Below are 19,333 nucleotides of genomic sequence, written 5' to 3'. Positions count from 1 at the left end.
CCGTTGGGCCGCGGGGCCGCGGAGCCGTGTGGCCAGTGGATCGGTGGACCGCCAGACACCCCGGCCGGTGACACCCCGGTCGGTAGCACCCCGACGGGTGGCGACCGGCCACGGTGCCTGGCGGGTCGACGTGTGTCCCGAGTGCGGCAGAATCTATGCCCATGGGGATAGTCGCCGGGTTGGACAGTTCGTCGGGTTTTACGCGCATCGTCGTCTGTGACACGGACACGGGCGCCGTACTGCGACAGGGCTACGCGCCGCATCCCGTCGAGCCGAAGGCCACCGAGGTGGACCCGCAGGCGTGGCTTCTCTCCCTCGGAGAGGCCGCTTCCGGCGGCCTGCTCGAAGGCGTGCAGGCCATCGGCGTCTCCGCGCAGCAGCACGGGCTGCTGCCGCTGGATCCGCAGGGGGCCCTGGTACGGCCGGCCTTGGTCGGCAACGACAAGCGCGCGCAGGTGGCCGCCGCGGACCTGATCGAGGCGTTCGGCGGCCGTCAGGCATGGGCCGAGGCCGTCGGTTGCGTACCGCAGGCGGCGCAGCCGGTGGCGAAGCTGCGCTGGCTGGCGCGTACCGAGCCGGAGGCGGCGGCGCGTGTGGCGATGGTGATGCAGCCGCACGACTGGCTGGTGTGGCAGCTGCTGGGGCGGCCGGCGCGCCGTACGACGGACCGGGGGGCGGCTTCCGGTACGGGTTACTGGTCGGCCGGCACCGGTGCGTACCGGCCCGATCTGGTGGAACTGGCGCTGGGGCACCAGGCCGCGCTGCCGGAGGTGCTGGGTCCCGCCGAGGCCGCGGGTATCACGCCCGAGGGGCTGCTGATCTCCGCCGGGACGGGCGAGACCATGGCCGCCGCGCTGGGGCTCGGACTCGGGCTCGGTGACGCCGTGGTGTCGCTCGGCGCGTCGGGGTCGGTGATGGCCGTGCACCACGAGGCGCTGGCCGATCCGCGCGGCATGATCACGGCGTTCGCGGACGCGGCGGGGATGCACCTGCCGGTCGTGCACACCTCGAACGCCGTGCGGGCGCTGCGCGGCACCGCGGAGATGCTGGGCGTGGAGAGCCTGGAGGAGCTGTCGGCGCTGGCGCTGAAGTCGACGCCGGGCGCGTCCGGGCTCGTACTCCTGCCGTATCTGGAAGGCGAGCGGACGCCGCAGCTGCCCCACACGGCGGGGACCCTGAGCGGGCTGCGGCGCGAGTCGATGAAGCCGGAGCACCTGGCGCGGGCCGCCTTCGAGGGCATGCTGTGCTCGCTCGCGGACGCGATGGATGTACTGCGCGGGCGCGGAGTGGAGGTGCGGCGGGTGTTCCTGCTGGGGGCGGCCGCCGAGCTGCCCGCCGTGCAGGCCGCCGCGCCGGCGATCTTCGGCGCCCAGGTCGTCGTACCGCAGCCGGCGGATTACGCGGCGCTCGGCGCGGCGCGGCAGGCGGCGTGGGCGCTGGGGGCGTCGCACGGCGTGCTGTCGCCGCAGGTGCCGCCGGCCTGGCAGGCGGCCGCGATGCAGGTCTTCGAGCCGGGCGAGGAGCTGGCCGTGGGGCAGGCGGTGCGGCAGCAGTACGGGGCGACGCGGGACCAGCTGCACCCGGGCGCGTTCGACGCCTGAGCGCCCGCCCGGATTTTCCCGGGTTTCCTCGGCCCGGGCGGCCCGAGTCTTCTCGGCCCGGGTTTCCTCGGCCCGGGCGGCCCGGGGCTCGTCGCCGCCCCTTGTTCCGGGAAATCGGCTCGTAACCGGCCCGGGCGGTGGGGATAGTTGATGGTGTGCTCAGACAACTTCTTCGACGCCACCTAGGGCCGTACAAGCGGCCCATCGTCGTGTTGGTGGTCCTTCAGTTCTTGCAAACCTGCGCTTCCCTCTACCTTCCCAGCCTGAACGCCGACATCATCGACAACGGTGTCGTCACCGGTGACACGGGCTACATCCTGCGGTTCGGCGCCGTGATGATCGCCGTCTCGGTGGTGCAGGTGGTCTGCAACATCGGCGCCGTCTACTACGGGGCGCGCACGGCGGCCGCGCTGGGCCGGGACGTGCGGGCGGCGGTCTTCGACCGGGTGCAGTCGTTCTCGGCGCGTGAGGTCGGGCAGTTCGGGGCGCCCTCGCTCATCACGCGTACCACCAATGACGTCCAGCAGGTCCAGATGCTGGTGCTGATGTCGTTCACGCTGATGGTGTCGGCACCGATCATGTGCGTGGGCGGCATCGTCATGGCGCTCGGGCAGGACGTGCCGCTGTCGGCGGTGTTGCTGGCCGTGGTGCCGGTGCTCGGCGTCTCCGTCTCCCTCATCGTGAAGCGGATGCGGCCGCTGTTCCGCACGATGCAGGAGCGGCTAGACGCCGTGAACCGGGTGCTGCGCGAGCAGATCACCGGCAACCGGGTCATCCGGGCCTTCGTGCGGGACGCCTACGAGCGGGAGCGGTTCGGGGCGGCGAACGGCGCTCTCACCGACGTGTCCATGGCTACGGGGCGGCTGATGGCGCTGATGTTCCCGACGGTGATGACCGTGGTGAACGTGTCGAGCGTCGCGGTGGTGTGGTTCGGCGCGCACCGCATCGACGGTGGCGAGATGCGGATCGGGGCGCTGACGGCCTTCCTCGCGTACCTGATGCAGATCGTGATGGCTGTGATGATGGCCACCTTCATGTTCATGATGGTGCCGCGCGCCGAGGTGTGCGCGGAGCGCATCGAGGAGGTGCTGCGGACCGAGTCGAGCGTCGTGCCGCCGGCGTCGCCGGTACGGAAGCTGGCCCGCCATGGACACCTGGAGATACGGAACGCGGACTTCCGCTATCCGGGCGCCGAGGAGCCGGTGCTGCGCGGGGTCGATCTGGTCGCCCGGCCCGGCGAGGTGACGGCGGTCATCGGATCGACGGGCAGCGGCAAGTCGACGCTGCTGGGGCTGGTGCCGCGGCTGTTCGACGCGACGGGCGGGGAGGTGCTGGTCGACGGGGTCGACGTGCGCGAGCTCGACCCGGCGCTGATGGCGCGCACGGTCGGGCTCGTACCGCAGAAGCCGTACCTCTTCTCGGGGACGATCGCGACGAACCTGCGGTACGGGAACCCCGACGCCACGGACGAGGAACTGTGGGACGCGCTGGAGGTGGCGCAGGCCGCCGACTTCGTACGCGAGCTGGAACACGGTCTCGAGGCGCCGATCGCGCAGGGCGGGACGAACGTGTCGGGCGGGCAGCGGCAGCGGCTGGCGATCGCGCGGACGCTGGTGCAGCGGCCGGAGATCTACCTCTTCGACGACTCGTTCTCGGCACTGGACTACGCCACGGATGCGCGGCTGCGGGCGGCGCTGGCGGCCGAGACGGCGGACGCGACGGTGGTGATCGTGGCGCAGCGGGTGTCGACCATCCGCGACGCCGACCGGATCGTGGTCCTTGACGAGGGCCGGGTCGTGGGGGCGGGACGCCATCAGGAGCTGATGGCGGCGAATGAGACGTACCGGGAGATCGTGCTCTCCCAGCTGACGGAAGCGGAGGCAGCCTGATGGCGGGGCCGGCGGGACGGATGATGGCCGGCGGCGGCCCCGACCAGAGGTCGATGGACTTCAAGGGGTCGGGCAGGCGGCTGCTGCGGCAGCTGGCGCCGGAGAAGGCCACGCTGTGGCTGATGCTGGCGGCCGGTGTGGTGAGCGTGGCGCTGTCGGTGGTCGGGCCGATGATCCTCGGCAAGGCCACGGACCTGATCTTCGCGGGGGTGGTGGGGCGCGGGATGCCGGAGGGCGCCTCCAAGGAGCAGACGCTGGAGGCGCTGCGGGCGAAGGGTGACGACGGGCTGGCGGACATGCTGTCCGGGGTGGCCTTCACGCCCGGGCACGGGATCGACTTCGGCGCCGTGGGTGCGGTGTTGCTGGTGGTGCTGGGGGTGTACGTAGGCGCCGGTGTGACGATGTTGGTGTCGACGCGCCTGTCGATCAAGGTCATCAACCGGACCGTGTACCGGATGCGCGAGGACGTCCAGGCGAAGCTCGAGCGGTTGCCGCTGTCGTACTTCGACCGGGCCAAGCGCGGCGAGGTGCTGAGCCGTGTGACGAACGACATCGACAACATCTCGCAGACCATGCAGCAGACCATGGGCCAGCTGATCAACTCGGCGCTGACCATCGTGGGCGTGCTGGCGATGATGTTCTGGATCTCGCCGCTGCTGGCTCTGGTCGCGCTGGTGACCGTGCCGTTGTCGGTGGTCGTGGCGACGAGGGTGGGCAAGCGGTCGCAGCCGCATTTCGTGCGGCAGTGGCAGTCGACGGGCCGGCTCAACGCCCATATCGAGGAGATGTACAGCGGGCACGCGCTGGTGAAGGTCTTCGGGCGGCAGGAGGAGACGGCCGAGGGCTTCCGGGAGCAGAACGAGGCGCTGTACGAGGCCGGGTTCAAGGCGCAGTTCAACAGCGGGCTCATGCAGCCGCTGATGTTCTTCGTGTCGAACCTCAACTACGTGCTGGTGGCCGTGGTGGGCGGGCTGCGGGTCGCCTCGGGGACGCTGTCCATCGGGGACGTGCAGGCGTTCATCCAGTACTCGCGGCAGTTCTCGATGCCGCTGACGCAGGTGGCGTCGATGGCCAACCTGGTGCAGTCGGGTGTCGCGTCCGCCGAGCGGATCTTCGAGCTGCTGGACGCGGACGAGCAGGATCCGGACGCCGCGCCGGTGGCCGGGCGGGTCTTCGAGCCGGCGGGGCGGGTGTCACTGGAGAAGGTGTCGTTCCGGTACGAGCCGGACAAGCCGCTCATCGAGGACCTGTCACTGACGGTCGAGCCGGGGCAGACGGTCGCCATCGTCGGCCCGACGGGCGCGGGCAAGACGACGCTCGTGAACCTGCTGATGCGGTTCTACGAGGTGACGGGCGGCCGGATCCTCTTCGACGGGGTGGACGCGACCGCGCTGTCCCGCGAGGAACTGCGGGCGCGCATCGGCATGGTGCTCCAGGACACCTGGCTGTTCGGCGGCACGATCGCCGACAACATCGCGTACGGCGCGCCGCGCTCGCGCGAGGTCTCGCGGGCGGAGATCGAGGCGGCGGCGCGGGCGGCGCACGCGGACCGGTTCATCCGGACGCTTCCGGACGGGTACGACACCGTCATCGACGACGAGGGCGCGGGGGTGAGCGCGGGCGAGAAGCAGCTGATCACGATCGCGCGGGCGTTCCTGTCGGACCCGGTCATCCTGATCCTGGACGAGGCGACGAGTTCCGTGGACACGCGGACCGAGGTGCTGATCCAGAAGGCGATGGCGCGGCTGGCGCACGGGCGGACGAGTTTCGTGATCGCTCACCGGCTGTCGACGATCCGCGACGCGGACGTGATCTTGGTGATGGAGAATGGTGGGATCGTCGAACAGGGGACGCATGCGGAGCTGTTGGCGGCGGAAGGCGCGTACGCACGCCTGTACGCGGCGCAGTTCGCGCAAGCGGTCGCCGAGGTGGACTGACCGGCCGCGTGACGGCGAAGCACATCAAAGGGAGTTGGGGGACATGGCGGAAACAGGGGACACGGCGGAAACGGGCGAGGGCGCGCGGCCGGACGGCAGCCGGGCGGGGACGGGGCTGGCGCTGTGGATGCCGATCGGGGTGGCGCTGGGGATCAGCCTGGGCCAGCTGAGCGACAACCTGGGGCTGGGCATCGCCTTGGGGCTGGGCCTGGGTACGGCGGTCGGCACCGGGGTGGACGCCTCACGCCGCAAGCAAGGCTCCGCCGACCACTCGTGACTAGGTGCGGTCACTTCTGATCACCTGCGCCTGAACCTTGCCTCTTCTGGCGGGTTTCTGACCGGTCAGTCGAGGTAGCCGCGCAGTTGGTCCGCGAAGGCGTGGTCCCGTAGCTTGCCGAGGGTCTTGGACTCGATCTGGCGGATGCGTTCGCGCGTCACGCCGAAGATCCGTCCGATCTCCTCCAGGGTGCGGGGCCTGCCGTCGACCAGTCCGTAACGGAGCTGGACGACCTTGCGCTCGCGTTCGCCGAGGGTGGAGAGGACCGCGTCCAGGTGCTCGCGCAGCAGCAGGAACGCCGCGGACTCGACGGGGGACGTGGCGTCGCCGTCCTCGATGAGGTCGCCGAGCGCAACGTCGTCCTCCTCGCCGACCGGTGCGTGCAGAGAGACCGGCTCCTGGGCGAGGCGCAGCACCTCGCCGACCCGCTCGGGCGGCAGATCCAGGTGGGCGGCGACCTCGTCGTGGGTCGGTTCGTGGCCGCGCTCCTGGAGCATGCGGCGCTGGACCCGTACGACCCGGTTGATCAGCTCGACGACATGGACCGGGACCCGGATGGTGCGGGCCTGGTCGGCGAGGGCGCGGGACATGGCCTGGCGTATCCACCAGGTCGCGTACGTCGAGAACTTGTAGCCGCGCGCGTAGTCGAACTTCTCCACGGCCCTGATCAGGCCCAGGTTTCCCTCCTGGACGAGGTCGAGCATGGTCAGTCCGCGGCCGACGTAGCGCTTGGCCACGGAGACGACGAGGCGCAGGTTCGCCTCGATGAGGCGGCGCTTGGCCATGCGGCCCATGACGACGAGCCGGTCGAGGTCGAGGGCGAGCTGTGAGTCCAGGTCCGGGGTGCCGGCGAGCTTCTCCTCGGCGAAGAGGCCGGCTTCGACGCGACGGGCCAGTTCCACCTCCTCGGCGGCGGTGAGGAGCGGTATCCGGCCTATCTCGCGCAGGTACTGGCGGAAGAGGTCGGCGGAGGGCCCGCTGCCGCCGGTCCCGGCTGTGGCGGCGGGGCGGCTCGCGGGTGGCTCGACGGCTTCGACCACGTCGGCGGCCTCGGCGGCCTCGGCGATGTGGGGTACGTCGGCGATGTCGGTGATCTCCGGGAGGTCGGAGGCGTCCTCCGTGTCCGCGACGTCGAGGAGTTCTTCCGGATGGTGGGGCGACAGGGCCTGCACGGGTACGGCCAGGGCGGTGGCAGTGGCAGTGGCAGTGGCTGCGGCTGCGGCTGCGGCTGCGGAGGGAGCCGTGGCTGCGGCCGTGGCGGAGTCGATGTCGGTCAGGGTCTGGGTCTGCACGGGGGCGACCTCCAGGGTGATCGCTGCCGGTTCGGGGGCGTGCGGCAGCGGGACGGCTGCGGCGGCCGTGCCGCTTTGTTCCGTCCCGTACGCGATGAGCGGATCCGCGGGGGTGAGTGGTCCACCGTCTATGGACCGGCCGCGCTCCGAGGACTCAGGCACCGCCCCTTAGTGTGGGGTACGACACATCGCCGCCACGAGGGGCGTGCGAGCACTTTTTGCGGGCGGTGCGTGACCGGGCGGTTACGCGGTCAGAGTGCTTCGGAACCGCGGTTGCGGAGCGACTGGGCGTACTGCTGGAGCACCCACAGCTCGTTCTGAACGGCCGCCAGACGCTCCGGGTCGCCGTGGGCGCCGAGGCGTGTGAGGGTGCCCTGGACGTCGCGGATGCGGCGGTCCACGGCACGGAGGCGGACGGCGACGAGCTGCATTCCCGCGTACGTCTCGTCGACCACGCGCCCGTGGATCGCCTCCACGGCGAGCTCCGTGACCAGAGCGCGCACCGTGTCGTTGGGTGCGGCGTCCCGGACTCGGGTCAGGTAGTCGGTGCTGCCGTCGATGCCCTGCTCGGCGCCGCCCGCGTCGGCGATGGTCTGGCGCACGGCGGCGTACGGCGGGGCGGTGAACTCGTCGACGCCGTACGCGTCGAAGGCCGGCGAGACCAGCGCCGGGTACTGGAGGGCGAGCTTGAGCAGCTCGCGCTCGGTCTGGTGGACGGGGTTGCGCAGGTTGAGCGCGGGCCCGGAGGGAGCGGTGGGGGCGTGGGCGTGCGCCTGGGGCGCGGGTGCCGGGCGGTTCGCGGGCGCTGGGCCCCGGCCGCCGCGGTCCCGGGCCCAGCGGGCCAGCTGGGCGACGCGCCGGACGACGAACTGGGTGTCGAGGATGCCGAGCATGCCGGCGAGTTGCACGGCGACCTCGTGCTGCGAGGCGACGTTCTTGATGCGGGCGACGATCGGCGCGGCCTCGTCGAGCGCGGCGGCGCGGCCGGCCGGGGTCTCCAGGTCGTACCGGCCGACGATCTGGCGCAGCGCGAACTCGAAGAGCGGGGTACGCGGCTCGACGAGCTCCTGGACGGCCTCGTCGCCCTTGGCGAGACGCAGCTCGCAGGGGTCCATGCCGTCGGGGGCGATGGCGATGTACGTCTCGGCGGCGAACTTCTGGTCGTCCTCGAAGGCGCGCAGGGCGGCCTTCTGGCCCGCGGCGTCGCCGTCGAAGGTGAAGATCACGCGGGCGGAGCCGTTGTCCATCAGCAGCCGGCGAAGGATCTTGATGTGGTCGCCGCCGAAGGCGGTGCCGCAGGTGGCGATGGCGGTGGTGACCCCGGCGAGGTGGCAGGCCATCACGTCGGTGTACCCCTCGACGACCACGGCCCGGCTGGACTTGGCGATGTCCTTCTTGGCCAGGTCGATGCCGTACAGGACCTGGGACTTCTTGTAGATCGGCGTCTCGGGGGTGTTGAGGTACTTGGGTCCGTTGTCGTCGTCGCGGAGCTTGCGCGCGCCGAAGCCGACGACGTCGCCGCCGACGTCCCGGATGGGCCACATCAGGCGTCCGCGGAAGCGGTCGATGGGCCCGCGGCGGCCGTCCTGCGAGAGGCCGGAGAGGATGAGCTCCTTGTCGGAGAAGCCCTTGCCGCGCAGATAGCGGGTGAGGTGGTCCCAGGCGGCGGGGCTGTAGCCGACGGCGAAGTGCTGGGCGGCGGCCTGGTCGAATCCGCGCTCGGCGAGGAACTTCCGGCCGATCTCGGCCTCGGCGCTGTCGAGCTGCTCGACGTAGAACTGGGCGGCGGCCTTGTGGGCCTCGATCAGGCGGATCCGCTCGCCGCGCTGGTGGCCGGGGGTGTACCCGCCCTCCTCGTACCGCAGGGTGATGCCCGCCTTGGCGGCGAGACGCTCGACCGTCTCCGAGAAGGAGAGGTGGTCGATCTTCATCACGAAGGCGATGGTGTCGCCGCCCTCCTGGCAGCCGAAGCAGTGGAAGAGGCCCTTGCTGGGGCTGACCTGGAAGGAGGGGGACTTCTCGTCGTGGAAGGGGCACAGGCCCTTGAGGTTGCCGCCGCCGGCGTTGCGCAGCTGGAGGTACTCGGACACGACGGCGTCGATCGGGACCGCGTCCCGTACCGCCTTCACGTCGTCATCGTTGATCCTGCCGCCTGCCACGCACGAATTCTACGGTTCCACGGGCGGCGCACGACGGCCTACGGGCTTGGCACGACGGCGTCGAGCGGCGTCGCGGGGTCCGCGAGGGCCTCGGGGTCCACGGGGGCGCCGGAACGGACGAGCTGCTGGACGGTCTCTGTGACGTCCCACACATTGACGTTCATCCCCGCCAGCACGCGGCGCTCCTTCAGCCAGAAGGCGATGAACTGCCGCTTGCCCGCGTCGCCGCGCAGGACGACCTGGTCGTACGAGCCGGGCGGGGCCCAGCCCGAGTACTCCATGCCCAGGTCGTACTGGTCGGAGTAGAAGTACGGGATCCGGTCGTAGGAGACGTCCTGGCCGAGCATGGCGCGGGCGGCGGCGGGGCCGCCGTTGAGGGCGTTGGCCCAGTGCTCGACGCGCAGCCGGAAGCCGAGCAGGGGGTGCAGGGCGCTGGCCACGTCGCCGACGGCGTGGATGTCGGGGTCGGAGGTGCGCAGGGCGGCGTCGACGGCGATGCCTCCGCCCTCGGGTCGGTCCGCCAGGTCGAGTCCGGCGGCCTCGGCGAGGGCGGTGTTCGGGGCGGCGCCGATGGCGATGAGGACGGCGTGCGCCGGGTGCTCGTCGCCGTCGTCGGTGCGGGCGGCCAGCACCAGGCCGTCCTGCCCGGTGATCTCGGTCAGGCGGGTACCGAAGCGGAAGCGGACGCCCCGGTCGGCGTGCAGTTCCCTGAAGAACTGGCCGAGCTCGGGACCGATGACCCGGTGGAGCGGCGTCGGTTCCGGTTCGACGACGGTGACCTCGGCGCCGTACCCGCGGGCCGCGGCGGCGACCTCCAGGCCGATCCAGCCGGCCCCGGCGATGACCAGGTGGCCGTTGTCGCGGCCGAGCGAGGCGAGGGTGGACCGGAGGCGGTCCGCGTCGACGAGCCGGCGCAGCTGGTGCACGTCCGCCAGGCCGGTGCCGGGGATGTCGAGACGGCGCGGCTCCGCGCCGGTGGCGAGGAGCAGCTTGTCGTACCGGATCGTGGTGCCGTCACTGAGGTGCACGGCTTTCTGGGCGCGGTCGATCGCTGTGACGGGCTGCCCGAGGTGGAGCTCGATCCCGGCGCCGGTGTACCAGCTCGGTTCGTGGACGTAGGCGCTGTCGCGCTCCTCCTTGCCGGTGAGGTAGCCCTTGGAGAGCGGCGGGCGTTCGTAGGGGTGGTCGTGTTCGTCACCGACGAGGATGACGCGGCCGGTGAAGCCTTCGGAACGGAGAGTCTCCGCCGCCTTGGCGCCGGCCAGTCCCCCGCCGACGATGACGAAGGTGCGCGGTGCGTCGACCACTGGGTACCTCCTTGCGGTTCAGGGCGTTTTCCACGCTACGCCGCCGTGATGGTCCCGCTTGGCTACGGCGATCGGGTGCGGCCGGTCGACTCCAGCCGCCCGGCCGCGGCAGCCCGGGCATGGCGGCTCGGCCGCGGCGGTGGGGCCACGGCCGCTCAGCGATGCGTCGCCAGGCGGGCGTGCAGGGTGCGGGCCGAGGCGTCGGTGAGCGAGGCGATCTGGTCGACGATGACCCGCTTGCGGGCGCGGTCGTCCGGCGCCGCGTCGAACAGCGCGCGGAACTGCGGGTCCAGGCCCTCGGGCGCCCGTATGGTCAGCGCCTCGGCGAGCTCGGCGAGCACGATGCGCTGGTCGGCGCGCAGCGCCTCCTGCTCGGCGCGCTGCATGACGTAACGGTCGGCGACGGCCTTGAGCACCGCGCACTCGTTGCGGGTCTCCCGGGGCACGACGAGCGCGGCGCCGTACCGGGTGAGGCGGCCCGAACCGTACGCCTGCCGCGTGGCGCCCTCGGCGGCCAGGCAGAAGCGGCCGATCAGCTGGCTGGTGGCGTCCTTGAGGCGGGCCTGGGCGACGGCCGTCCCGTCGTAGCCGTGCGGCCACCACTCCTGCTCGATGAGCCGGTCGAGGGCGTCGGCGAGCTCCTGCGGATCGGTGTCCTCCGGTACGTACCTGCCGATGGCCACCCGCCAGATGTCGGCACGCTCCGGCTCGGCGAGCAGCATGTTGGGGTCGATGTGGCCCGCGTGCAGGCCGTCCTCGAAGTCGTGCACCGAGTACGCGACGTCGTCGGACCAGTCCATGACCTGGGCCTCGAAGCACTTGCGGTGGCGGGGCGCGCCCTGCCTCACCCACTCGAAGACCGGCAGGTCGTCCTCGTACACGCCGAACTTCGGGGAGCCCGGCTCGGTGGGGTGGGCGCCGCGCGGCCACGGGTACTTGGTGGCGGCGTCCAGGGTGGCGCGCGTGAGGTTGAGGCCGACGTTGACGAGGTCCCCGGTCGCCGCGCTGGGCACGAACCGCTTGGGTTCGATGCGGGTGAGCAGGCGCAGCGACTGGGCGTTGCCCTCGAAGCCGCCGCAGTCCTTGGCGAAGTCGTTGAGCGCCTGTTCGCCGTTGTGCCCGAAGGGCGGGTGCCCCATGTCGTGGGCGAGGCAGGCGGCCTCGACGAGGTCGGGGTCGCAGCCGAGTGCGGCGCCCAGCTCCCGGCCGACCTGGGCGCACTCCAGGGAGTGGGTGAGCCGCGTGCGGGGGCTGGCGTCCCAGGCCGGGCTGCGGGTGCCGGGGGTGACGACCTGCGTCTTGCCGGCCAGACGGCGTAGCGCCGAGGAGTGCAGCACGCGGGCGCGGTCGCGCTGGAAGGCGGTGCGGCCGGGCCGCTTGTCGGGCTCGGCGGCCCAGCGCTCGGTCGCCGCGGCGTCATAGGTGTCGTAGGCGTCGTGGTGCATCGCCGCGTCGTCGTGGTGCGTCGTGTTGTACGCCGTCTCGCCAGCCTTCTCGTCAGGACCTTCCATGCACTGAAGGTAACCGCAGGCACTGACAGCGAACCCGTCAAGCGGAAGCGAGTTCCAGGGAGAGCGGGAAGTCGGTGGCCCCGCGGCTGGTCTCGGCCCGCTCGATGGCCTGGTCGTAGCGGTGCAGGACGAGACGGGCCATGGCCGGATGCGGGCCGAGCGGGGCGGAGGCGATCCAGGGCGCGGTGTCGGCTGCACGCGTCGCGAACAGGCCGGGAGCGGTGAAGCAGGACGCGACGGCTATGCGGTGGCGGCCACGGGCGGTGAGCGCGCGGATCGCCTGAGGGACGGTCGGCGAGGCGGCGGAGGCGTACGCGGGGACGACGGGCACGCCGCCGAGCCGTTCGCTGAGCAGCCGGGCCGTGCGGCGGGTGTCGGCAGCCGATTCGGGGTCGCGCGAGCCGGCGGCGGCGAGCACCACGCCGGTGCTGCGGCTGGTGCCGTGGTCGGAGCGCCACCCCGCGTCGGTGAGCCGGGCGTAGAGCGCCTCGACGAGCAGTGGGTGCGGCCCGAGGGGGGCGGCGACGCGTACACGCAGGCCCGGCTCGGCGGCGGCTGCCGCGCCGGGGAGGTCGTGCTTGACGTGATAGCCCCGGCTGAGGAGCAGCGGTACGAGGACGGCGTCACCGCCGCCCAGGTCGCGCAGGGTGTCGGTGAGCAGAGGCGCGTTCAGTTCGATGTGCCCGAGGCGGACGCGCAGGCCGGGCCGCAGCTCGCGCACCCGGTCGAGCAGGGCCGACACGGCCGGCAGCGCTCGTGGGTCGCGGCTGCCGTGCGCGACGGCGACGAGAGTGGGGCGGTCGGGTGTGGTCATGGGCCTGCGCGTTCCGTTGCGGTGAAGGTGGTGCCGCAGCTGCGGGTGGTTCAGTTGCGCACCGAGTTGCTCGGTGATGCGGCTGAGCAGGTGGGCGGTGGAGTCGAAGGTGCATGCGCTGCAGGTGCGGGGATCTGTCGGCTCCGTCATGAACCGATGGTCACGGGCGGACGTTGCGGGGCCGTTGCGCGGGCGTGACGGAAGTTTTCCACAGGCTCACGGGCTCGCGGGGGCGCTGTCAGACCCGTCACCTACTGTGATCGGCATCGGAACCGGAAGGTCGGGGAGGCGGTCGCGCCATGGGCTGGATCGATACGAAGAGTGGCGGGTACGCCGTCACGCTGGACGGCACACGGGTGGTGTGCCGCAACGCCGCGGGGCGCACGCTGAAGCAGGTGCCGGCGAAGCTGCGGGACGACGCCGAGGTGGTGCGGCTGCGGCAGCTGGCGGAGTGGCTGGAGCGGCACGAGTCGGAGTGCCGCGCGCAGGTGGACGCCTGGCTGGTGCGTTCGCTGCCGGTTCCGGTGCCGTTGCTCGCCCGGGTGTGGCAGGACGCGGCGTGGCAGGGGGTGCTGCGGGACCTGGTGGTGGCGCCGGTGGGCGCTGACGGGTCGGCCGAGGTGGAGCGGGCCGGGTTCCTCCGGGACGCGGATCCGGATCCGGCGCGTGGACTGGGCATAGTCGACCTGGACGGCGACTCGGTGCGGCTGGGCTCGGAGCAGGGCGTCGAGGCGGTGCTGATACCCCACCCGGTGCTGCTGGAGGACCTGGAGGAGTTGCGGGAGTTCGCGGTCGAGTTGGGGGTCGAGCAGGGTACCGAGCAGCTGTTCCGCGAGGTGTGGAGGCGGCCTGACGAGTTCCCGGACGCAGGCGCGAGCGCGGGCCCGAAGACGTCCTGGGACGCGTACGCGCGGGGGCGGTTCGCGGAGCTGCGGCACGCCACGGCGCGGGCGGCCACGCTGGGATACCGGGTGCGCGGCGGGTTCGCGGTGTGCCCGCTGGTCGAGGGGGGCCGACCGCTGGAGGCGGCGTACTGGCTCGGTGACGAATACCCGGAGGCGGAGACGGAGACCGGCGCGCTGGAGTGGCGTGACCGGGCGGGGCGGCGGCTGCCGCTCGCGGAGGTGGGGCCGGTCGCCTGGTCGGAGGGCGAGCGGATGGCCGCGCTGGTGTACGCGGGGCGTGTGGTGGACGAAGAGGGGGACGCGCGATGAGCGGGGTGCTGAACGGGGTGTCGGAGGAGGCGGCTGACGGAGTGTCGGTGGCGGCTGCCGACGGGAGGGCGCCGGTAGGGCTCTTGGCCGGCCTGGCGGCCCTGTCGGACGCGATGCTGAACCGGCTACTGGACGGCCTGCTGGACGCGGGCGCGGTGCTGCCGCTGGCCGGCGGCGCGGGTGGTGAGAGCGACGGTGTCGCCGCCGGCGGTGACACGGTCACCGGTAGTGCAGTCGGCGGAGTCATAGGGGCCGGTGCAGCATCGGGTACGGAGACCGGTCCGGGGGCGACCGGCACGCTCCGGACGGGCGCATCCCCCGCAGGTGCGGGTGCGGACCTGACGGGCGCCGGCCAGGCCGGCTCCGGGCAGGCAGGCGCCGGGCAGGCAGGCGCCGACCCGCAAGGAGCGGGCCGAGGCGTTGCCGGGGATGTGGACGTACTGACCGCGCGGGCGTACGCGCACCCGGCGCTGGAAGGGCGCACGGTGGTGCGGCTGGTGCCGCAGGCGATCGGGCCCGCCGAGGACCTGTCCCTGGAGTACCTGGGGTTCACCGGTGAGCAGGACCCCGAGCCGGTGGGGCGCGTGCGGCGGAAGGCGCTCGGCTTCCCGGCCTGGGCACTGGTGCACGACCCGGACAACGGCCACCACGCCCTGGCGGTCGTCAAGGAGATGGAGCGCCTGTCCCGGCTCGTCGCCACCAAGCCCGGGTTGGCCAAGGAAGGCTTCGAGGGCATCGGGGAACGCCTTGACCGTTCCGTACCGCATTTCCTTCCCACCTACTACGAACAGGTGGCGCGGCTCTTCCTGGCCGCCGAGTCGCGCTCGTACGCGTCGCTGTTCTTCGGCAAGGCGCGGGCCGCCGAGCAGCGGCACGCGCTCGCCGTGGACGAGGAGCGGCTGCGCGAGGTGTTCCTGGAGTTCGCAGGGGCGGGCGCGCTGAGCGGCAAGGCGCTGCGCGAGCATGCCAAGGGCCTGGCCGCCAGGCTGCCCGCGCCGACGGCGTACGAGCAGTTCAGGGCGGTGTCGCTGGAGCGGTGTGCGGCCGGTCTCGCACCGTACGCGGGCATGCTGGAGGACCTGCGACGCCTGGCGAAGGCGGCGCGGCTCGACGTGGCTGCCGAGGAGCGGTCGCTGCTGGCGGAGATCATCCACACCGGCGCGGTGAGCCGGGCGGCGGCGGGCTTCTGGAAGTCGGCGCTGCCTGCCCTGGAGGCGGTCGCGGCCGAGGACCGGGCGGTGCGGGAGCGGCTGCTGCAGCTGATGCCGACGGGGAGCGGTGACCACCGGGCGGAGTTCGAGACGTCCTGGCTGACGCTGCTGGACGACTGCGGCGCGACGGACATGCTGCTGGACGGGACGGTTCCGGCCGCCGGATGGCTGTCGGCCTGGGCGGCGTACCGCCGACGCGGGTACGGGCGGGCGACGCGGCTGGCGGCCGAGCTGGCCCTGGTGGAGCGGCTCGCGGACCGGCTCGTACGGGACGGCGTGCCGGTACGGCTGATCTCGGGCGGCAGTTGGCGCATGGACGCCGACCTGGATCTGCTGGACCTGTGCCTGTCGCTGGGTGTTCCGGTGGAACCGCCTGCGGAAAGCACCACCGGCTACCCGGATCTGGCGGGCTGGCTGCGGGATGAAGCGGAGGGGCGCCGGGATCTGGTGACCCTGGCCGCGGACGAGCGTTTCACGGGGATGTTGCGCCGTTCCGTGGAGCAGTTGGCCGGTGACGGCGAGGCCCCGGCTCGGCTGCGCCGGGTGGTGGAACACCCCGCGCTGCGCGGGGTGCTGGCGGGCTGGATCGCGGACCGCGCGGACGACCTGTCGCGGGCGTGCGGCCTGCCGGAGTTGCGCGAGCAGCTGAGCCGGCTGGCGAAGTTCTCGAGCCCCTCCGTGCTGGCCGCGGCGCCCGCCGCGATGGAGCGGATCGCCGCCGTCACGCCGACCGCCGCGCTGGCGCGGACCCTGCGCGCGGGTGTGCTGGACGAGCTGGGCTGGCCCGCCCTGGAGGAGACGCTGCCGAAGCTCGGCAAGGTCAACCCGATGGCGGCGGGGCAGCGGCACGCGTTCCTCGCCGAGCAGTGGTACCGGCTCGCGGACGCCTGGCCGGCGCTGATCGTGCGCAACGGCAACGAGGCCGCGGTGGTGGGCCCGGACGAGGCTCTCGACGTACGCCCGCTGACACTGCCCGCGGCGAAGACCAGCGGCTGGGACCAGCCCACCGTGCGGTACGTGGACGGCCAGTGGCTGGTGGCGAACGGCCATGGCCCCGACCGGCGCGCGGTGTGGTCCGGGAGGCCCTCCGACGTCTTCGTTCCGACCGGCCGACTGGACGACCACTGGCTGACGGCACACATGGCGTCCTTGCCGCTGCCCGGAGGAGGACGCTGCTACGGCGGGCGGCCGGTACACGCGGGTGACGCGTCGTTCGCCGAGGAGCGGCGGAAGGTCGCTTCCGACGGCGTCTCGGTGTGGGTGCTGCACGACGACGGCTGGTGGGAGTACGACCCGGTGACCGCGCGGCGCGGCCGTGCGGCGGCCCCCGCCTTCTTCGACTCGGCCCTGGCCGGGGCGGCCGACGGCGAGCGGCTGCTGGAGGGGTACTGCCGGCTCATGCCCGTGCAGCCCGGCCTGGATTCGTCGCCGTTCGGCAGCAAGGACGGGCTGCTGGGCTGGTGGGTGCTGTACAACCCGAAGACGCGGACGATGACGGCGTGTTCGGTGGACGGCAGCCGCAGTCCGGCGGTCCCGGCGCTGCCGGGGGCGTACGGCGAGCAGATCGCCGGGGGCGTTCCGCTGCCGCCGCTGCGCCTGCCGGGCGGGGCGGTGCTGCATCCGCGGGAGACCCAGCGCTTCGACACCGTCGTCGACCTGTACGACGCGGAGGGCGTGCGGATCGCGCAGGTCCAGCTGTGCGACCGAGGTGGCAGGTACGCGGCCGGTACGCCGCTGGTGCCGCCGCTGGCGTACTGGCACGCGCTGCGGCCACGTGACGAGCGCGGCTCGGCGCGCCTGCGTGCCGTGACGGACGCGGACGCCGCCGCGCTGCTGGCGGCCGTGGCCGAGGGAGCGGCCCCCGCCGAGGCGGTGGCGCGGGTGCTGCCCGAGGTGACGCACCCGGGGCTGGTCGCCGGTGTCGCCAGGCTCGTGGAGGAGGCGGCCCGGTGCGGCAAGTGGCTGACGCAGCTCGCCGAGAAGGCGGAGCAAGGGCGTCGGGCGCCTGTTGAGGCGGAGCCGTTGGTGCGGTTCGCGCAGGACGAGGCGCTCGCGGGTGCGATGGTCGGCCTGGGCCCTGCGGCGAACGCGTACGGGCTCTGGGGTCGAGGCCCGGGCACGCACACGGCCGTCGACCAGCTGCGTCAGGTGGCCGCCGTTCTCGGCGCGCCGGCGGATGGCGTGCCGGAGAAGGTGAAGCTGCCCGGGTCGGGGGTGCCGTGGCTGTCGTTCGCGGGGCGCGGTCTCGCGGCGCTCGCTATGCGGGCCGCGTCGCCGGTGACCGAGGAGGCGCACCGGGCCGCGCTGCTGGAGTTCCTGGAGCTGGTGGGTGCCGTGATGGTGGACGGCGAGCCGGTACTGATGGACCCGCGGGGGCGGTTGCGGCTCGTGGGGCTGAAGGTCGCCCGGCCCGGCGGCACGCAGCGACTGGGTGAGGTGCACCAGTCGGCGGCCCGGCGCATGGTGCTGTTCGCCATGGTGCGGCAGGACGAACAGCACTCCTTCTACGCCGGGCTCGAATACGACCCGTCGGGCGCGTTCGGGGCGTGGGACGGCTTCGCCCTGGTCGATTCCACGGTGCTCGGGGAGCGGGACGACGCACCGCTGGCCGCGTCGCTGCGGCGCGTGGTGGAACTGGTGCGGGAGCGGGGCCCGCTGCCGTACCGGCCGGATCAGGTGCTCCACTTCGCGGAGCAGGTGGGGATCAGCGCTCCTACGGCGGCCCTGGTGCTGCTCGGCATGCCGGGCGTGGATGGGTGGGACCGGCAGAGCCTGCTGCCCGCGGAGATGCTGGCTCCGCTAGGGGCCAAGGCCGCGCAGGCGGAGGCGGCCAGGACGACCCTCAGGACGCTGGCCAACATCGATCGGCAGCGCTACACCGCCCTGTTGCTTCCCCGTGACGCCGATGCCGTCACCGGGCTGTGGGACTCCGGCTTCGACCTGGAGCCGTTGACCGACGCTTGGGTACGCGCACGGGGCAAGCGGCGCGTGCTACCGCCCGAGCTGGTCGCCCGCGCCGTCACCGAGACCCGGCAGAACGGCATGCTCGACGCCGTGCTCAATCCCGAGGCGCAGCCCGAGCTCACGGGCCGTACCGAACAGCGCGTCGAATCCGACTCGGGCCGACTCGCCGCCGCCGAGCCGGAGCAGCTGCTCACGGGGAACCGCATCACGTTGTACGTGGACATGCTGCGCTGGCTGGCGTACCGGCTGCCGTTCGGTGACCCGCTGCGCGCGGTGCTGCCCGCCACGCTGCGGATGCTGCGCGAGCGGCTGGCGGACCCGGGGCTGCTGCTGGACCTGGGTGTCAGCTGGGACACACAGGGCAGCTGCAGCGCGCCGCGGATCCGGGAGGCGTATGGGCTGCCCGCTCAGCGCGGGGGTGACCGGCAGGGCCTCGTAGAGGTGGGGGACGCCCTGGTGCTCACGCCGATGCAGTACAGGCCGGAGTGGGAGGAGGTGTGGCTCCGGTCGGCGGCGGTGCTGCCGGGCGCGGGCGAGCACAGTGGCCCCGACCACCCGGCATTGACGCTGCTGGCGGCCGTGTCCAGGCCGTCGGGACCGCTGGATGCGTTCCGCACACTGCTGAGCGACGAGTTCGAGGCCCTGGTGACGGCGGACTGTCCGGCGGGCGGCATGGCGGGCGCGCCGCAGCACCCGGTGTACAGCGTGCCCGAGCTGGTGGAGCAGGCGGCGGAGCTCTACGGGCTGTCGCAGGACGCGGCCGCGCTGTACCTGATGCTGCTCGCACTTCCGGACCCGACGGACCGCAAGCAGGCGGAGTGGACGGGGTGGAAGCCGGCCCGGCTGAAGAAGGCCCGGGCCGAACTGACCGCTACCGACCTGGTGGTGGAGGCCAAGCGGCCCCGCGCGGGGCGGTCGTTGTTCCTGCCCGGCGGCTGGTTGGAGCGGACGGCGCCGCGACTGCCGCTGGAGAGCTGGAAGGCTGAGCTGTTCTCGGTGGAGGGATACGCCTTCCTTGTGCCGGACCGCCCGGTGGCCGAGGTGTACGCGGCGGCGTGGCGGCGGGTCGTCGACGGTGACGTGCCCGGATACGAGGAGTTCGAGAGCCGGGCCCGTGGGCGCGGCACGGGCGACGGCCGGGGAGGAAGGCGATGAGC

11 protein-coding genes are annotated in these 19,333 nt (G+C 72.7%); 6 read left to right on the top strand and 5 right to left on the bottom strand.

Going from position 1 to position 19,333, the window contains the following annotated elements:
• The first annotated feature begins 161 nt into the window (after positions 1-161).
• From AB0A69_RS01075 to AB0A69_RS01060, 4 genes are all read left to right on the top strand, one after another.
• On the top strand, positions 162-1,601 hold the full coding sequence (locus AB0A69_RS01075) for an FGGY family carbohydrate kinase (protein ID WP_361413884.1): 1,440 nt from the start codon (positions 162-164) through the stop codon (positions 1,599-1,601).
• A 155-nt stretch (positions 1,602-1,756) separates the two neighbouring features.
• Complete coding sequence (locus AB0A69_RS01070) at positions 1,757-3,490, top strand: ABC transporter ATP-binding protein (RefSeq protein WP_361413881.1); 1,734 nt, start codon at positions 1,757-1,759, stop codon at positions 3,488-3,490.
• Entirely contained in the window at positions 3,490-5,427 is a 1,938-nt protein-coding gene (locus AB0A69_RS01065) for an ABC transporter ATP-binding protein (protein ID WP_361413878.1), read from the top strand. The genes AB0A69_RS01070 and AB0A69_RS01065 overlap by 1 nt, the downstream gene beginning before the upstream one ends.
• Before the next feature lie 43 nt (positions 5,428-5,470).
• Entirely contained in the window at positions 5,471-5,704 is a 234-nt protein-coding gene (locus AB0A69_RS01060) for a hypothetical protein (RefSeq protein WP_361413875.1), read from the top strand.
• Between the two features lie 65 nt (positions 5,705-5,769).
• On the opposite strand, the gene AB0A69_RS01055 is transcribed toward AB0A69_RS01060, so the two are convergent.
• The 5 genes from AB0A69_RS01055 to AB0A69_RS01035 all read right to left on the bottom strand — a co-directional run bounded on the left by AB0A69_RS01055 (position 5,770) and on the right by AB0A69_RS01035 (position 12,937).
• The gene (locus tag AB0A69_RS01055) at positions 5,770-7,158 is read right to left on the bottom strand and encodes an RNA polymerase sigma factor (RefSeq protein ID WP_361413872.1); all 1,389 of its coding nucleotides are present in this window, start codon (positions 7,156-7,158) and stop codon (positions 5,770-5,772) included.
• A gap of 89 nt (positions 7,159-7,247) precedes the next feature.
• On the bottom strand, positions 7,248-9,155 hold the full coding sequence (gene dnaG, locus AB0A69_RS01050; RefSeq protein WP_361413869.1) for a DNA primase: 1,908 nt from the start codon (positions 9,153-9,155) through the stop codon (positions 7,248-7,250).
• 38 nt (positions 9,156-9,193) lie between these two features.
• Positions 9,194-10,462 (bottom strand): FAD-dependent oxidoreductase, encoded by a 1,269-nt coding sequence (locus tag AB0A69_RS01045; protein WP_361413866.1) that lies wholly within the window; start codon positions 10,460-10,462, stop codon positions 9,194-9,196.
• A 155-nt stretch (positions 10,463-10,617) separates the two neighbouring features.
• Entirely contained in the window at positions 10,618-11,907 is a 1,290-nt protein-coding gene (locus tag AB0A69_RS01040) for a deoxyguanosinetriphosphate triphosphohydrolase (protein ID WP_361415132.1), read from the bottom strand.
• Between the two features lie 103 nt (positions 11,908-12,010).
• The gene (locus tag AB0A69_RS01035; RefSeq protein WP_361413863.1) at positions 12,011-12,937 is read right to left on the bottom strand and encodes a sirohydrochlorin chelatase; all 927 of its coding nucleotides are present in this window, start codon (positions 12,935-12,937) and stop codon (positions 12,011-12,013) included.
• Positions 12,938-13,086: 149 nt separating this feature from the next.
• On the opposite strand from AB0A69_RS01035, the gene AB0A69_RS01030 reads away from it, so the two are divergent.
• Entirely contained in the window at positions 13,087-14,001 is a 915-nt protein-coding gene (locus AB0A69_RS01030) for a DUF4132 domain-containing protein (RefSeq protein ID WP_361413860.1), read from the top strand.
• The gene (locus AB0A69_RS01025; RefSeq protein WP_361413857.1) at positions 13,998-19,331 is read left to right on the top strand and encodes a hypothetical protein; all 5,334 of its coding nucleotides are present in this window, start codon (positions 13,998-14,000) and stop codon (positions 19,329-19,331) included. The genes AB0A69_RS01030 and AB0A69_RS01025 overlap by 4 nt, the downstream gene beginning before the upstream one ends.
• The last annotated feature ends 2 nt before the right edge of the window (positions 19,332-19,333 follow it).

The sequence above is a fragment of the Streptomyces sp. NPDC045431 genome (genome assembly GCF_040646655.1).
Lineage (GTDB): Bacteria > Actinomycetota > Actinomycetes > Streptomycetales > Streptomycetaceae > Streptomyces.
This window is presented reverse-complemented; position numbering and strand designations above follow the sequence as displayed.

Bases quoted from the DNA above. Each gene is read 5' to 3' on its own strand.
- AB0A69_RS01075 (WP_361413884.1), top strand. From the start codon at position 162: ATGGGGATAGTCGCCGGGTTGGACAGTTCGTCGGGTTTTACGCGCATC.
- AB0A69_RS01065 (WP_361413878.1), top strand. From the start codon at position 3,490: ATGGCGGGGCCGGCGGGACGGATGATGGCCGGCGGCGGCCCCGACCAG.
- AB0A69_RS01060 (WP_361413875.1), top strand. From the start codon at position 5,471: ATGGCGGAAACAGGGGACACGGCGGAAACGGGCGAGGGCGCGCGGCCG.
- AB0A69_RS01040 (WP_361415132.1), bottom strand. From the start codon at position 11,907: ATGCACCACGACGCCTACGACACCTATGACGCCGCGGCGACCGAGCGC.
- AB0A69_RS01035 (WP_361413863.1), bottom strand. From the start codon at position 12,937: ATGACGGAGCCGACAGATCCCCGCACCTGCAGCGCATGCACCTTCGAC.
- AB0A69_RS01030 (WP_361413860.1), top strand. From the start codon at position 13,087: ATGGGCTGGATCGATACGAAGAGTGGCGGGTACGCCGTCACGCTGGAC.
- AB0A69_RS01025 (WP_361413857.1), top strand. From the start codon at position 13,998: ATGAGCGGGGTGCTGAACGGGGTGTCGGAGGAGGCGGCTGACGGAGTG.